14 protein-coding genes are annotated in these 14,107 nt (G+C 72.3%); 6 read left to right on the forward strand and 8 right to left on the reverse strand.

From position 1 onward, the window contains the following. Positions 1-4: 4 nt before the first annotated feature. On the reverse strand, positions 5-739 hold the full coding sequence (locus ACI2K4_RS33070) for an alpha/beta hydrolase (RefSeq protein WP_404517044.1): 735 nt from the start codon (positions 737-739) through the stop codon (positions 5-7). Between the two features lie 199 nt (positions 740-938). On the opposite strand from ACI2K4_RS33070, the gene ACI2K4_RS33075 reads away from it, so the two are divergent. Further along, a complete protein-coding gene (locus tag ACI2K4_RS33075) occupies positions 939-1,367 on the forward strand; it encodes a DUF2267 domain-containing protein (RefSeq protein ID WP_404517046.1) in 429 nt (142 codons plus the stop codon). A 19-nt stretch (positions 1,368-1,386) separates the two neighbouring features. Here the strand turns inward: ACI2K4_RS33075 and ACI2K4_RS33080 are convergent, their stop codons facing one another. Next, entirely contained in the window at positions 1,387-3,798 is a 2,412-nt protein-coding gene (locus tag ACI2K4_RS33080; protein ID WP_404517048.1) for a glycoside hydrolase family 3 N-terminal domain-containing protein, read from the reverse strand. Between the two features lie 382 nt (positions 3,799-4,180). Between ACI2K4_RS33080 and ACI2K4_RS33085 the strand changes: the two genes are divergently transcribed. Continuing rightward, on the forward strand, positions 4,181-5,032 hold the full coding sequence (locus ACI2K4_RS33085) for an alpha/beta fold hydrolase (RefSeq protein WP_404517050.1): 852 nt from the start codon (positions 4,181-4,183) through the stop codon (positions 5,030-5,032). Here ACI2K4_RS33085 and ACI2K4_RS33090 read toward each other — a convergent pair. Together ACI2K4_RS33090 and ACI2K4_RS33095 are read right to left on the reverse strand one after the other, a co-directional pair. Next, positions 5,022-5,930, reverse strand: a complete 909-nt coding sequence (locus ACI2K4_RS33090) for a DUF1295 domain-containing protein (protein WP_404517051.1) — start codon at positions 5,928-5,930, stop codon at positions 5,022-5,024. The two genes, ACI2K4_RS33085 and ACI2K4_RS33090, sit on opposite strands and share 11 nt — an antisense overlap. 248 nt (positions 5,931-6,178) lie before the next feature. Further along, positions 6,179-6,547 carry an FKBP-type peptidyl-prolyl cis-trans isomerase gene (locus tag ACI2K4_RS33095; RefSeq protein ID WP_404517053.1) on the reverse strand — a complete coding sequence of 123 codons (369 nt, stop codon included), beginning with the start codon at positions 6,545-6,547 and terminating at the stop codon, positions 6,179-6,181. Between the two features lie 233 nt (positions 6,548-6,780). On the opposite strand from ACI2K4_RS33095, the gene ACI2K4_RS33100 reads away from it, so the two are divergent. Continuing rightward, positions 6,781-7,362 carry a hypothetical protein gene (locus ACI2K4_RS33100; RefSeq protein WP_404517055.1) on the forward strand — a complete coding sequence of 194 codons (582 nt, stop codon included), beginning with the start codon at positions 6,781-6,783 and terminating at the stop codon, positions 7,360-7,362. Between the two features lie 197 nt (positions 7,363-7,559). Here ACI2K4_RS33100 and ACI2K4_RS33105 read toward each other — a convergent pair whose 3' ends face one another. Next, complete coding sequence (locus ACI2K4_RS33105) at positions 7,560-7,715, reverse strand: hypothetical protein (RefSeq protein ID WP_404517056.1); 156 nt, start codon at positions 7,713-7,715, stop codon at positions 7,560-7,562. On the opposite strand from ACI2K4_RS33105, the gene ACI2K4_RS33110 reads away from it, so the two are divergent. Next, positions 7,702-8,637 carry an anti-sigma factor RsbA family regulatory protein gene (locus ACI2K4_RS33110; protein ID WP_404517057.1) on the forward strand — a complete coding sequence of 312 codons (936 nt, stop codon included), beginning with the start codon at positions 7,702-7,704 and terminating at the stop codon, positions 8,635-8,637. The genes ACI2K4_RS33105 and ACI2K4_RS33110 overlap by 14 nt on opposite strands. 42 nt (positions 8,638-8,679) lie before the next feature. Here the strand turns inward: ACI2K4_RS33110 and ACI2K4_RS33115 are convergent, their stop codons facing one another. From ACI2K4_RS33115 to ACI2K4_RS33125, 3 genes are all read right to left on the reverse strand, one after another. Further along, on the reverse strand, positions 8,680-9,831 hold the full coding sequence (locus ACI2K4_RS33115) for a hypothetical protein (protein ID WP_404517059.1): 1,152 nt from the start codon (positions 9,829-9,831) through the stop codon (positions 8,680-8,682). 68 nt (positions 9,832-9,899) lie between these two features. Further along, positions 9,900-11,588, reverse strand: coding sequence for a thiamine pyrophosphate-binding protein (locus ACI2K4_RS33120; protein WP_404517061.1), 1,689 nt, complete (start codon positions 11,586-11,588; stop codon positions 9,900-9,902). 12 nt (positions 11,589-11,600) lie between these two features. Continuing rightward, complete coding sequence (locus tag ACI2K4_RS33125) at positions 11,601-12,362, reverse strand: cyclase family protein (RefSeq protein WP_404517063.1); 762 nt, start codon at positions 12,360-12,362, stop codon at positions 11,601-11,603. A gap of 377 nt (positions 12,363-12,739) precedes the next feature. Here ACI2K4_RS33125 and ACI2K4_RS33130 point away from each other — a divergent pair, with 377 nt between their 5' ends. Together ACI2K4_RS33130 and ACI2K4_RS33135 are read left to right on the forward strand one after the other, a co-directional pair. Continuing rightward, positions 12,740-13,810: a WD40/YVTN/BNR-like repeat-containing protein gene (locus tag ACI2K4_RS33130; RefSeq protein ID WP_404517065.1), complete on the forward strand. Its 1,071-nt coding sequence runs from the start codon at positions 12,740-12,742 to the stop codon at positions 13,808-13,810. A gap of 3 nt (positions 13,811-13,813) precedes the next feature. Then, entirely contained in the window at positions 13,814-14,089 is a 276-nt protein-coding gene (locus tag ACI2K4_RS33135; RefSeq protein ID WP_404517067.1) for a ubiquitin-like small modifier protein 1, read from the forward strand. Positions 14,090-14,107 lie beyond the last annotated feature (18 nt).

The following is a 14,107-nucleotide window of genomic DNA, read 5'->3' on the forward strand; positions in this document are numbered from 1 at the left end:
CGACCTACCGGCCGGTCGAGTCCGGCCCGGACGCCTGGTCCAACTCTCGGGTAGACGCCTGGTCCAACTCTCGGGTAGACGCCTGGTCCAACTCCTCGCGTAGCAGCCGGGCCAGTTCGGCCGGGCGGGAGAAGAACGGTGAGTGCCCACTGTCGAGCCGCCGGCTCGACCCCACCCGTCCGGCCAGCAACTCCTGCAACGGCACCGGAAACGTCGCGTCCTCCTCGAGCACCAGGTAACTGCTGGGCACGTCGTGCCAGCCGGCCTGGCGGTTCGGCTGGGTCAGCGAGGTGAGTGACTGGTGACGCAGCCGCACGGCGGCCGACTCGGCGATGGCCGGGTCCACGTCCTGGTAGAGCGTCGCCAGCGGGTCCCGGACGTCCGCGTACCCCCGGGACTCGTGCACCTCCCACACCGGTGGCCACTCGTTGCCGGCCAGATCCAGCACGGACTCACCGATCTCGGGCACACAGGCGGCCACGAAGACCAGGCGTCGGACGTTGGTCACCCCGGCCACGCCCTCGCTGGCCGGGGAGCCACCGTAGCTGTGCGCGCACACCACCACCGGGCCGTCGATCGCGGCCACCGTCGACCGGACGGCGGCGGCGTCGTCGTACAGGTCGCCGAGGACGTCCGGATCCGGTCCGGTGCCCGGCTGGGCGACCGTACGGACGTCCACGTCGTCCAGCTCCGAGCGCAACCGGTCCCAGCACCACGGACCGTGCCACGCCCCGTGCACGAGCACCAGGGTCGGGGTCTGCTCCAGGGCACCATCCTCTGCGCTCCACCCGGACTCCGCCGTGTTTTCGCAGGTGATGACCGGGACCCGAGAGCCGGCCTCACCCGTCCCGGATGAGGCCGGCTCACCCGGGACCGGTGGAGCGTGGGGGAGATGACCGGCCGGAGCGGCCGGCGGATCCCGGGATGGGGGAACAGCGGTGGCGAACAGTCCGTACTCGGCCTTCGAGGCGTCGATCGAGAAGACCAACCTCATCCTGAAGGACATCGAGCAGGCGTACGGCTGGCCCAAGCAGCGCCGCAACCAGTCGTACGCTGCGCTGCGCACGGTGCTGCAACTGCTCCGCGACCGCCTTCCGGTGCAGGAGAGCGTGCAGTTCGCGGCCCAACTCCCGATCCTGGTGCGCGGGATCTACTTCGAGGGCTGGGAACCGGCCGACGTGCCGGTCAAACTCAACCGGGACGACTTCCTCTACGAGGTCCGTCAGGGCTTCCCGTACGAGGTCGACGGCGGCGCGGAGGGCGTGGTCCAGACCGTGCTCGACGCCCTGCGACGGCACATCGCCCCGGGCGAGTGGGACGACGTACGGTCGACGATGCCCAAGGACCTACAGCCGATCATCCCCTGACCACGCCTGCCGCCACGGCTCACGAGACGGTGACCTCCGGGGTCAGCCGTCGACGGTGGTCGACCGTGCGCTCGGCGCCGGTCAGCTGCACCGGGACGACGTACCGGTGGTCGGCGCTGGAGGCGGAGAGCCGCAGTTCGAGGTCGCCCGGTTCCACCACCCGGTGGCCGTGCCGCCCGGTGAACGAGGTCAGGTCGGCGTGCACCCGGAAGGTGACCCGCCGGGACTCGCCGACGGCCAGCGGCACCCGGGCGTACCCGATCAGCCGGACCACCGGTCGGGTCACCTGGGCCACCGGGTCGTGCAGGTAGAGCTGCACCACCTCGGTCCCGTCCCGGTCGCCGCCGTTGCGTACGGAGACCGACACGCTCACCGTGCCGTCGGTGCCGACCTCGGTGCTCCGCCCCGCCACCGGCTCGGTGCCCTGCACCAGCACGTCGCGCCAGTCGAAGCTGGTGTAGGAGAGCCCGTGCCCGAACGGGTACCGTGCCGTCGGGTCCACGTTGCTCACCTCGGTCCGGCGGCCCAGTGCCGGAGCCAGGTAACCGGCCGGCTGACCACCGGGATCACGGGGCACGCTGACCGGGAGCCGACCGGACGGGCAGACCCGCCCGCCGAGCACGCCGGCCACCGCCGGCCCGCCCTCCTCACCGGGGAAGAACGCCTGCACCGTCGCGGCGAGCCGGTCCGCCCACTCGCCGATCGCGTACGGACGCCCGGAGAGCAGCACCAGCACCACCGGGGTCCCACTGTCGACCAGCGCGGTCAACAGTTCCCGCTGCACCCCGGGCAGGTTCAGGTCGGCCGCGTCCGAGCCCTCACCGGAGGTGCCGTGGCCGAAGAGTCCGGCCCGGTCGCCGAGCACCACGACACAGACGTCGGCGTCGGCAGCCACCGCCACCGCGTCGGCGATACCGGACCGGTCGGTGCCGTCGACGGCGCAGCCGGCGGCATGCTCCACTCTGGCCTGGGGCAGTTCGGCGCGGAGCGCGCCGAGCACGGTCGCCATCTCCACCCCGGCGGGCACCCCCGGGTGCTGGCCACCCACGTGGCTCGGGAAGGTGTAGCAGCCGAGCAACCCGGTGACGTCGTCGGCCAGCGGCCCGACCAGCGCGATCCGGGAGTCTGGCGGCAGGGGCAGCGCACCGCCGGTGTTGGCCAGCAGCACCACCGACTCCTCGGCGACCTGCCGGGCCACCGCCCGGTTGGCCGGCGGGTCGAGGTCGACGGTCCCCTCCAGCCCCGCCGGGTCGTCCGCCGCGCCGGCCAGGGCCGGCGGCCGGGGCTGCCAGTCCGGGTCGAGCAGTCCGAGCGCGAACTTCTGCCGCAGCACCCGGGTCGCGGCGCGGTCGACCAGGGACTGCGGGACCGTGCCGTCGCGGACCGAGGCGAGCAGCCCGGGGCCGAAGCAGCGTACGGCCGGCAGTTCGACGTCGACCCCGGCGGTGAGCGCCAGTCGGGCCGCCTCGACCGGGGAACCGGCCACGTGGTGCAGCGACTGGAGGAAGGCGATGCCGAAGTAGTCGGCGACCACGGTCCCGGTGAAGCCCCAGCGGTCGCGCAGCAGGTCGGTGAGGAGACGCTCGTCGGCGGCGGCGGGGACGCCGTCGACCTCGGCGTACGAGTGCATGACGGAGCCGGCGCCGCCGTCGCGTACGGCCATCTCGAACGGCGGGAGCAGCACGTCGGCGAACTCCCGTGGGCCGACCGCGACCGGGCCGAAGTTGCGGCCGGCCCGGGAGGCGGAGTAACCCGCGAAGTGCTTCAGGGTGGCGACCACCCCGGCGGCCTGGAGCCCGCGCACGTACGCGGTGCCCACGGTGCCGACCAGGTACGGGTCCTCGCCGATCGTCTCCTCGGTCCGTCCCCACCGTGGGTCGCGGGTCACGTCGAGCACCGGCGCCAACCCCTGGTGTACGCCGACCTGGCGCAGCGCGGCGCCGATCTGACCGGCCATCCGCTCGACCAGTTCGGGGTGGAAGGTCGCGCCCCAGGCCAGCGGGGTCGGGTAGACGGTGGCGCCCCAGGTCATGAAGCCGGAGAGGCACTCCTCGTGGGCGATCGCCGGGATGCCGAACCGGTTCGCCGCGACGATCTCGGCCTGCATCCGGGCCAGCGCGCGGGCGCCGAGCGCCGGGTCGACCGGTGCCGTGCCGAACGGCCGGGTGAGCTGGCCCAGGCCAGCCCGGATCAGTTCCCGCCAGTCCGGGATCTCGTCCACCATCTCGTGCTGGTGCGGGGCCATGTCCTCGCCGGTCGCGTCCGCGCCCACCCATACGCCGTAGAGCTGGGCGACCTTCTCCTCGAGCGACAGTCGGCCGAGTAGGTCGGCGACCCGTACGTCGATCGGTCGGGACGGGTCCTGCCAGGGTGCCAGCGGGGCCGCCGTCAGGGTGCGGTGGCCGTTGTCGGCCCGGGGATCGCTGCTCATGGCAGCCTCCTGTCGCTTGTACCGGCACCCCGAAACCCCGTACGCGACCGTGCGTACCGCAGGCTGGTGCCGTTGCTTCCGATATGTTTCCGGAAACTTTGCCTCCCGTCGAGAGGCGGCTCAGCTCCGAGGCCGGGCTCGCCACGCTGGCCCTGGGCGCGACCTGGTGCGGTTTCGGAGGGTCACGATCTTGCCTGGCGCCGGGCAAGTACCGGGTCGATCCTGAAAACTTGCGGCGCCCGAGCGGGGCAATTGATCCGACCTGGCGACCTGGCCACCTGTCGGCCGACGGCGTGTTAGCTTCAGGCTGCCGCCCCCCTCAAACGCGGCATCCGCTCGACCGACCCCCGTCCCGGAGATTCCGTGCGAGAGGAGTGTCGAGGTGCCCTACATCAGCGTCGGCGTGGAGAATTCCGCGTCCATCGATCTCTACTACGAGGACCACGGCGCCGGCCAACCGGTCGTACTCATCCATGGTTTCCCGCTCAGCGGCGCCGCCTGGGAAAAGCAGGTGGCGGCCCTGGTCGAGTCCGGCTACCGGGCGATCACCTACGACCGGCGCGGGTACGGCAAGTCCAGCCAGCCCACCGACGGCTACGACTACGACACCTTCGCCGCCGACCTCGACCAGGTCATGACCACGCTCGACCTGCGCAACGTCACCCTGGTCGGGCACTCGATGGGCACCGGCGAGGTGACCCGCTACCTCGCCGCGTACGGGTCGGAGCGGGTGAACCGGGCGGTGGTCATCTCACCCATCCCGCCGTTCCTGCTCAAGACCGCCGACAACCCGGAGGGCGTCGAGCAGAGCCTCTTCGACGGCTTCATGGACCAGGTCCGCAAGGACCGGTACGTCTTCCAGACCCAGTTCCTGCAGAACTTCTTCAACCTCGACGTGAACCTCGGCAAACTGGTCAGCGACGAGGTGGTCCGGGCGAACTGGAACGTGGCGGTGAGTGCGTCGGCGTGGGCCACCCTGGCCTGCATCCCGGCCTGGTTGACCGACTTCCGGGACGACCTGCCGAGGATCGACGTGCCGTTGCTGATCATCCAGGGCGACGCCGACCGGGTGCTGCCGTTCCCGGTCACCGGCAAGCGGATGAACCAGGCGATCCCCAGCAGCAAGCTGGTGGTGCTCAAAAACGCCCCGCACGGCATCCCGTGGACCCACGCCGAGGACATCAACCGCGAGTTGCTGAACTTCATCACCGAGCGGGTCCCCGTCACCGCCTGAGTCGGGGCAGCAGGGCGGGCACCGCCCGGATGTGCTCACGGTAACCGGGCCGGCGGTCCACCGACCGCCGGTCCATCATCGGCACGCTCACCCCGACAAAGAGCGCCAGTACCACCAACGGCCCGACCACCGTCCACCACCGGGCCGGCGCGGCGGCGAGCGCGAACAGCCACAGGCCCCACCAGAAGCCGATCTCGCCGAGGTAGTTCGGGTGCCGGACGCGGCGCCACAGACCGTCGGTCACGGTCCGGCCCCGGTTCGCCGGGTCGGCGGCGAACCGGTGCAGTTGCCGGTCGGCGAGCGCCTCCACCCCGATCGCGGTCGCGGTGACCAGCACCGCGACCGCGTCGAGCCAACCGATCGGCCGGTCGCCGGTGACCGCGCTCCAGCCGGGCAGCAGGCCGGCGAAGACCACCAGTGTCGGTACGAGCTGCACCCCGGTGAGGTTGACCAGCCACCAGGGCAGGCGACCCGCGCTGCGCTCGCGCATCATCACGTACCGCCAGTCCTCGTGGCCCAGGCCGGGCCAGCCGATCACCCAGTTGCCGGTCAGTCGTACCGCCCAGGCGGTGACCAGGACCAGCACCAACACCTGGCGGGCGACCACCGGCTGCTCGGCGGCGAGCAGCCAGCCGAGGACGAGCAGGGGTGGGGCGACGCTCCAGTACGGGTCGTAGAGACTGGCGTTGCGGACCACCACGGAGGCGGCGAAGACCACTCCGGTGGCGACCAGGTCGGCGCAGAGGGCCGAGGTCAGCGGGTGGTGCCCCGCGTCGGCGAGCAACCACCAGGTCAGCCCGCCCGCCCCGCCGGCCAGCAGGTACACGCCGGTCACCAGGCCGAGCGCCACCCGGCGCGGGGCTCCGGCCAGGCGACCGCCGATCCGGTACGACGACACGCCGCACCCTAACCCGTGGACGCCCCCGCCGTCACCGCCCGTCTTCGCGCGACCACCGCCCGTCTTCGCGTGACCGCCCGTCTTCGCGCGACCAATCGTCCGTCTTCGCGGCCGAGGGCGGACGCGACGCGGCCGGGGACCGGTCGGACCCCACCGGTACGGGCGTGGCACCGGTGGTCCGGCCGGTCTCCGGCCGCGTTCTGCTACCCGACGTCGATCCGGTCGGTCACCCGACCCGACCGGGTCGATTACTTGACGTCGACCAGGTCGACCACGAAGACCAGCGTCTCGCCCGGCTTGATCACGCCGCCGGCGCCCTGGTTGCCGTAGCCGAGGTGCGGCGGGATGACCAGCTTGCGCCGGCCGCCGACCTTCATGCCGGCCACGCCCTGGTCCCAACCGGCGATGACCCGGCCGGCACCGACCTGGAAGCCGAACGGCTCGCCCCGGCCCCAGGAGGAGTCGAACTCCTGGCCGGTGGAGTGCGAGACGCCGACGTACTGCACGCTTGCCCACTGGCCGCGGCCGACCTCGGGACCGTCACCGACGGTGATGTCCTCGATGACCAGGTCGGCGGGGGGCGCACCCTCGATCGGGCCGATGTTCGGCTTTTCCATGTCCAGTCCTCCCGGGGACGAAACGCTTGATCAGGAATGGAACCAACGAATCATCCTTGCTCATCGAGATTCGCCGACGTGTTCCGGCCGGGGGCGTGGCGGGCCGGGCGCGGTCGGGCTCGGCGTTCTCCCGCGCCCCGGGCGAGGGCGCCCGGCGCCGCTGGCCGGTCGATCCGGCGGTCCCGGCGGTAAGTCGCCGGCCCGTGGTGACGAAGGTCGGTAACGTGCGGGGCATGCAGGGGGAGACCATGGTCGGCTTCGGCCACAAACAGTCGTGGTTGGCCGTCCGCGACACCGACGTCGAGGCCCTCACCGGGGCGCTGGCCCTGCGCGACCTGGGCACGGTCTCCTGGCGGGACGGAATCGACCTGGCCTATCTGACCGACGACCGGTTGGTGATCACCCCGCCGTTACCCGGCGCGCGCGACGCGAGTTGGCTGCTCGCCACCGGTCGTTGGCTGCTGCGACCGAACACGGTCGTGGACGTGGTCGAACTCTCCGCGACGCTCGGCACCGAGGTCCAACTCTTCGCCACCTACCGGGTCTCCGAACTGCACCGCTGGGCCCGGGCGGTGGACGGTGTGGCGGTACGCGCGTTCGGTTTCCTCGGCGAGATCGGCGAGGTCACCGAGTGGCGGGGCGATCCCGACGACGCCGAGCAGGCGATGGGGCTGCCGCCCGCGTTGGACGGGCAGCCCGACATCCTCGTCTCCGAGCACGACGTGATGCGGCTGGCCGGGGTCTGGAGCGTCGACCCGAGCACCCTGGAGGCCCGCCCCGCCCCCGGCCCGCTGCACGCGTACGCGACGCCCTGACCCTCGCACGGTCGCCCAAGCCATCCCACCCCGGGGCGACCGTTCCTCTGATCGAAATCGGTCACCGACCACCGGTCCATCAAGCGATCGCGAGCGTGGGGCGTCGGTGGCGGATGCCCGTGCCGGTGCCGGCCCGATGGCGGGTCCGGTGGCGAGACAAGGTCAGCGGGGACCTCGTGTCCGGCTGTCCTTGCTGGTCAGGGCTCGGTGCTGCGGCCGGGCACCGGGAGTGTGTTGACGCGCTCGGCGGCTATGGTGGTGGGCGGTGGAACGAGGACGAGCGCTCGCGCGACCCCGTCGAGGTTGATCAAAAACAGGCGGATCGGGAGGTGGCCGAGCATGCGCGACTTCACCGGCCACCAGGATTTTGCACACCCTGCCATGTTCTACGCGAACCGGGACGAATATCTGGCCGGCACAATCCCGTTCATCCGGGCCGGGCTCTCCGCCGGGGAACCGGTCCTGGTCGCCGTGCCCGAGGCGAACCTCGGCCTGATCCGCGACGCGCTCGGTGCGGACCTGGGCCGAGTCGAGTCACAGGACATGGCCGTGGCCGGGCGCAACCCGGGCCGGATCATCCCGCACGTCCTGCTCGCCTTCGCCGCCGCGCATCCCGACCGCCGCGTGCGGATCGTCGGCGAGCCGATCTGGGCGGGCCGGAGCGAGGCCGAGTATCCCGCCTGCGCGCAGCACGAGGCGCTGATCAACGCCGCCTTTGTCGGCCGTCGGGCCACCATCCTCTGCCCGTACGACACCGGCCGGCTGCGCCAGCGCTGGGTCGAGGACGCCCACCGGACGCATCCCGTGCTGCGCCACGGCACGACCGCCTGGGACAGCCCGGACTACGGCGACCCGTTCACCGTGGCGGCCGGGTTCAACCTGTCACTGTCGCGCCCACCGGCGCACGCCGAAACGGTCACCGTCGAACTGCACGCCATCTGGGCACTGCGGCGGCTGGTCACCGCCCGGGGCATCGCCGCGGGTCTCGCCCCCGACCGGGTCGCCGACCTGACCCTGGCGGTCAGCGAACTCGCGGCGAACACGGTCGAGCACGCCGGGGCCGCAGGCACGCTCGCGGTCTGGACCGACGAAACAGAGTTGGTCTGCCAGCTCACCGACACCGGACACATCACCGAGCCGCTCGCCGGCCGCATTCCGGCCCCGGTGGAGCAACCCGGCGGGCGGGGTCTGCTCCTGGTCAACGAACTCTGCGACCTGGTACGCGTGCACACCCGACCCGGCGCCACCACGATCCGCGTACACATGCGCCGCTGAGCCACCGTGATCCGCGTACACCTGCGCCGCTGAGCGGCCCGATCAGGCCGGTCCCGACCAGACCCACACCTCGTTGAGCAGGGTGCCGCCGGGGCGGTCGTGACGACCGCCGCCGAAGAGCAGCATCTCGGTCCCGGCGGCCACCAGGGTGTGTCCGGTCGGCTCCGGGTCCGGGGCGTCCGGAACCCGTACCCACCGCTGCGTCGTCGTGTCCAGCAGCCAGCCGTCGACGTCGAGATAGAGCGCGTTCGACCTGCCCCGGGCGCCTGCGCTCACCGTCACGCCGCCGGGCGGCGCCGGCAGCGCCGACCACCGGCCCCCGGCGACGTCGAGGATGCCGCCGAACGGGTACGTGGCACCCCAGTTGTCGACCCGACCGCCGTCGGCGCCACCGAGCGTCGGGTTCACCAGTCTGCCCTCGTCCAGCAGCCACGGGCCGGCGGACAGGATGGTCGAGTCGGGCAGCCGTCGCCAGACCGCACCCGGGTCGAGCACCGCCGCCCGGGCGATCGCCGGTTTCTCACCGTTCGGGTCCGGGACGAGTTCCCGGCCGAACAGCACCAGTTCGGCCCCGCTCCAGGCCACCGTCCGGTCGAACGACGGGCCGAGCGGGTCGTCGGGCAGGCGCTGCCAGGTCCCGGTGCTCGGGTCGAGGGCAAAGTCGGCGCCGTCGCCGGTCTCGTCGCTGAGCAGGTACGCCACCAGCCGGTCGCCGGTGCCGGCGATGCCGTACCGGGTGGGGTCGAACGGCACCGGCAGTTCCCGCCAGCGATCCCCGGCGATGTCGTACGCGAGCAGTCCGGGCTGCCCCCTCGGCTCACCGCCGCCCGGCAGCACGTACGCCGTACCACCGAGCACCACGCCGGACGCGATGGCGAACGGATGCGGCGAGGAGGCGAGGCGCCGCCACAGACCGGTCCGGGGATCGAGGGCGGCGCCGTCGGCGAGCGGCGTCCGGTCCAGCCCGCAGTCGGCGTTCGGCGGACACGGCGGCTCGTCGCTGCCGCCGATCAACAGCACCTCCCGGCCGGTCCAGAGCCCGAGCGCACCCTGCCGAGGGGCGAGCGGCGAGCCGGCGATCTCGCGCCAGGCCAGCTCGCCGACCGCCGGCAGGGTCCGGGACGCGGTGCCCGGGGCACAACCGGCCAGGACCAGCAGAGCGCAGAGCACCGGCGTGATCCGAACCCGTCTCATGCCGGGTTGGACCGGCCCCGGACCGATCCCGTTCCGCCGCCGTGCGGGTTTGTCGCCCGTCGGTCGGTTCAGTGACCCCGGAACGCCTCCGCCAACCACCAGGAGCCGTGCTCCGACGAGATCTTGGCGTCGACCACCATCGGCCGGGTACGGGGACCGGTCAGCCAGTCGCGTACCGGCCCGAGGTCGTCGACACCCCGTACGGTGACGCCGTCGCAGCCGTAGCCCCGGCCGATCGCGGCCAAATCGGTGTCCGGGAACGTGACCGTCTCCAGGGGATGACCGTCCGGGCCGAAGTGGTGCACCTCCGCCCCGTACGCGGCGTCGTCGTAGATCACCACGAGCAGGGGCAGGGCCAGCCGGACGGCGGTGAGCAGTTCGGTCGCGGACATCACGAAGCCGCCGTCGCCGAGCGCGGCGACGGTGAGCCGGTCCGGCCGGGCGACCGCGGCGCCGAGCGCGCTGGCCAGACCCAGCCCGATCGACTGGAACGCCTGGGTGAAGCAGAATCCGGCGACGTCCGGCACGCCGAGGAACATCGACGGGTAGCCCATGAAGTTGCCGGAGTCGACCACCACGGTCCGTTCCGCCGGCAGCAGGTCGTCCAGCGCGATCGACAGCGTTCTCGGGTCGACCGTCGCGGCGACGCCGGCCGCCCCGCTTCGACTCTCGTCCACGTAGGAGACCGACCGCCACCGTCCCTCGGCCGCGATCCGACGACCCAGGTCCGGGGTACGCCACCCGGTCGCGCGGAGCGGTGCACCGCCGAGCCGGTCCAGTGCCGCCCGGGCGACCTCCGCCACGTCACCGAGGACGGTCAGCTCCACCGGACGGTTCACCCCGAACGCGGCCGAATCGCGGTCGACCTGGGCGACCACGGCCGACGGCGGGACCAGCGCGCCGTGCCGGGTGGTCCACATGTTCAGCGTGCTCCCCCAGGCGACGACCAGGTCCGCCGACCCGATCAACTCGGCCGCGAGCGGGGTGGCGAACCCACCCGACACGTCCAGATCCCACGGATTCCCGACGAACAGCCCCTTCGCCGCCGCCGAGGTGGCGAGCAGCGCGCCACACTCGTCGGCGAGCCGGATCAGCGGTTCCCCGGCCGCGCGTGCACCCCGTCCGGCGACGAACACCGGCCGCCGCGCCGCCCGCAGCGCCTCCACCAGCGCGTCGACCTCCGGTCCGGCGTTAGGAAGGGGCCCTTCTACAACGGAATCCGATAACAAGGGGCCCTTCCTTACGGCCGGGGCCGGGGCGAGCGGGCCGGACCACGGCTCGGTCACCGCCTGCTGCACCTCCAGCGGGAGACCGAGCACCACCGTCGCGCCCCGGGCGGCGGCCCGGTACGCCGCGCTGGTGTCCTCGACCGGGTGGGTCGCGCGTACCCGGACGAAGTCGGCGCCGACCGACGCGGCGAGCGCCGGCAGGTCGACGAAGAAGTTCGACCGGGGCGCGGTCGCCTCCGGGGCCAGCACCAGCATCGGCGTACGGCTCTTCGCGGCCTCGGTGATGCCGGTCAACGCGTTTGTCACGCCCGGACCCTGGTGCACCGAGAGGATCGCCACCTCACCCGAGGTCCGGGCGAACCCGTCCGCCATGCTCGCCGCGCCACCCTCGTGAGCCGCCGCGACGAACCGGGCACCGGCCGCCACCAGCGCGTTGGTGACGTGGAAGTTGCCGCTGCCGACCACCGCGAAGACGTACCGCGCGCCGTGTCCGTAGAGGACCCGGCCGACCACCTCGGCGACCCGCATCGCTGCCCGCGCCTACCGTTCGACCAGGGCGAGGACCCGGCACGGACTGCCGGAGCCGGCCACGATCGGCAACGGCCCGGCGATCACCACCGCACCGGTCGGCGGCAGCTCGGCCAGGTTGCGCAACTGGGTCAGGCCGTACTTGTCCTGGCCGAGCAGGAACGAGTGGCACGGGAACGGCGGGTCGAACGAGTGCGCGGCTCCCGCGTCGGTGCCGACCGTCTCCACCCCCACGCCCTGGATCGGCGACTCCTCCGCCAACCACCGGGCGCACTCGACCGAGATGCCGGGAGTACGGCCGGAGTTGGTGTACCGCCGCGCGTCGTCGCCGTAGGCGTCCCAACCGGTGCGGTAGAGCAGCCAGCCGCCGGCCGGCAACGCGCCGTGCTCCGCCTCCCACGCCTTGACGTGGTCGATCTCCAGCAGGAAGTCGGGGTCCCGGGCGGCGTCGGCGCTGTGGTCGATCACCACCGCCGGGGCGATCAGTTGGTTCACCGGGACCTGCGACACGTCGGTCCCCTGCTGTCCGGTGACCCAGTGCACCGGGGCGTCGAAGTGGGTGCCGGTGTGCTCGCCGGTGGAGAAGTTGTTCCAGTACCAGGCGGGACCCCGGTCGTCGTACCGGCTGATCTCGCTGAGCTGGAACGGCCAGGTCTGGCCGAACTGCTCCGGCAGACCCAGGATCGGGGTCTGGTCGGAGAGCGGGGCGGTGAGGTCGACAACCTGGATCTGGCCGCTGGAGAGGGCGGCGACAAACTGCTTCAGCACCGTCATGCGCGCACACGGTACACCGATCGGGAATCGATCACGGCCCCTCGGCGCGGCCCCGTGCGACCCGTCCCGGTGGTGGCCGTCGAACCGACGCAACCCCGGCAGGAGGGGCGGCAGCCGCCCGCGACCGGTACGGCGATCGCCGTACCAGCGTGCGTCTCGCGGGAATTGACCGACGTACGGCAACCGAATGAACGCGAATGCGTTTCGTCATCGGCGGTGCCGCCATTCCGGTCCGTTTTCCGGCCGTGATTCTGTCGGAGGTCCGGTCCATACTGACCGCTGGCGCGCACCCGGCGTGCCGGATGGGAGGTCCGATCGTGACAGCACCAGCCGCAGCGACGTCTTCAGCAGGGACTGCGAACGCGACGACATTGTTGATGATCGGCACCGGGAAGGGGCTCTTTCTCGCCACCAGTCGCGACGACCGGGTGAGCTGGGAGCTGAGCGGCCCGCATTTCTCGATGACCGAGGTCTATTCGGTGGCGATAGACAAGCGGCGGTCGGTGCCGCGACTGCTCGCCGGGGTGAGCAGTTCGCACTTCGGACCGAGCGTGGCCACCAGCGACGACCTCGGCGGCTCGTGGCGGGAGCCGGACCAGCCGCCACTCGCGTTTCCCGCCGACACCGGCGCGAGCCTGGGCCGGGTCTGGCAACTGGCGCCCGGCACCTCGGCCGAGCCCGACGTGGTCTATGCCGGTGCCGAGCCGACCGCGCTCTTCCGCTCCGTCGACGGCGGCGTCAGCTACGAGATGATCCGGTCGCTCTGGGACCACCCGCACCGTAAGGACTGGGGCGCCGGATTCGGCGGGCAGGCGGCTCACACCGTGCTGCCGCACCCGACGGATTCGGACCGGATCCTGGTCGCCATGTCGACCGGCGGGGTTTACCGCACCGACGACGCGGGCGCCAGTTGGACCACCGGTAACACCGGTATCCGGGCGTATTTCCTTCCCGATGAGTGGCCCGAGTTCGGTCAGTGCGTGCACAAGGTCGCCCGCGACGCGGTCGACCCGGACCGGTTGTACGCGCAGAACCACCACGGCGTCTACCGCAGCGACGACGCGGGTGTCACCTGGACCTCCATCGCCGACGGGCTGCCGAGCGACTTCGGCTTCGCGATGGTCGCCCACCCGAGCCGCCCCGGAGTGATCTACAACTTCCCCCTGGTCGCCGACGGGGAGCGTTTCCCGGTCGGTCGCCGGCTCCGGCCGTACCGGTCGGAGGACGCCGGTGCCACCTGGGAGCCGCTGGTCGACGGCCTGCCGACCGACCCCTACTACGCGGCCGTGCTGCGCGACGCGATGTGCGTCGACGACGCCGACACCGCCGGGGTCTACTTCGGCACCCGGGCCGGTGATGTCTACGCCAGCCGCGACGAGGGCGACTCCTGGTCCCTGGTCGCCGCCCACCTGCCGGACGTGCTCTGCGTCCGCGCCGCCCGGGTGTGAGGGATGGTCACGTTACTCGTGCCGTCCGCGCTGCGGGTCGACGCCGCGGGTGCCAGCCGCCTGGAGGTGAGCACCGCCGGCACCCTGCGGGCGGTGCTCGACGAGGTGGCCGGTCGGTGGCCCCGGCTCGACCGGCGCATCCGGGACGAGCGGGGTGAGCTGCGCCGGTACGTCAACGTCTACGTGGACGGGGAGGACTGCCGACGTGCCGACGGCCTCGACACCCCGGTGCACGGCGACGCCGAGGTGCAGGTGATCCCGTCGGTGGCCGGCGGCTGATCCAGCCCCGGACCGGCA

It is taken from the genome of Micromonospora sp. NPDC050397, assembly GCF_044901685.1.
Taxonomy (GTDB): Bacteria; Actinomycetota; Actinomycetes; order Mycobacteriales; family Micromonosporaceae; genus Micromonospora_G.

What these genes read in the sequence shown, in the direction of transcription:
- ACI2K4_RS33110 (WP_404517057.1), top strand. Translation starts at nt 7,702, where the DNA reads ATGCGCGACTTCACCGGCCACCAGGATTTTGCACACCCTGCCATGTTC.
- ACI2K4_RS33100 (WP_404517055.1), top strand. Translation starts at nt 6,781, where the DNA reads ATGCAGGGGGAGACCATGGTCGGCTTCGGCCACAAACAGTCGTGGTTG.
- ACI2K4_RS33080 (WP_404517048.1), bottom strand. Translation starts at nt 3,798, where the DNA reads ATGAGCAGCGATCCCCGGGCCGACAACGGCCACCGCACCCTGACGGCG.
- ACI2K4_RS33115 (WP_404517059.1), bottom strand. Translation starts at nt 9,831, where the DNA reads ATGAGACGGGTTCGGATCACGCCGGTGCTCTGCGCTCTGCTGGTCCTG.
- ACI2K4_RS33130 (WP_404517065.1), top strand. Translation starts at nt 12,740, where the DNA reads ATGATCGGCACCGGGAAGGGGCTCTTTCTCGCCACCAGTCGCGACGAC.
- ACI2K4_RS33125 (WP_404517063.1), bottom strand. Translation starts at nt 12,362, where the DNA reads ATGACGGTGCTGAAGCAGTTTGTCGCCGCCCTCTCCAGCGGCCAGATC.
- ACI2K4_RS33120 (WP_404517061.1), bottom strand. Translation starts at nt 11,588, where the DNA reads ATGCGGGTCGCCGAGGTGGTCGGCCGGGTCCTCTACGGACACGGCGCG.
- ACI2K4_RS33135 (WP_404517067.1), top strand. Translation starts at nt 13,814, where the DNA reads ATGGTCACGTTACTCGTGCCGTCCGCGCTGCGGGTCGACGCCGCGGGT.
- ACI2K4_RS33095 (WP_404517053.1), bottom strand. Translation starts at nt 6,547, where the DNA reads ATGGAAAAGCCGAACATCGGCCCGATCGAGGGTGCGCCCCCCGCCGAC.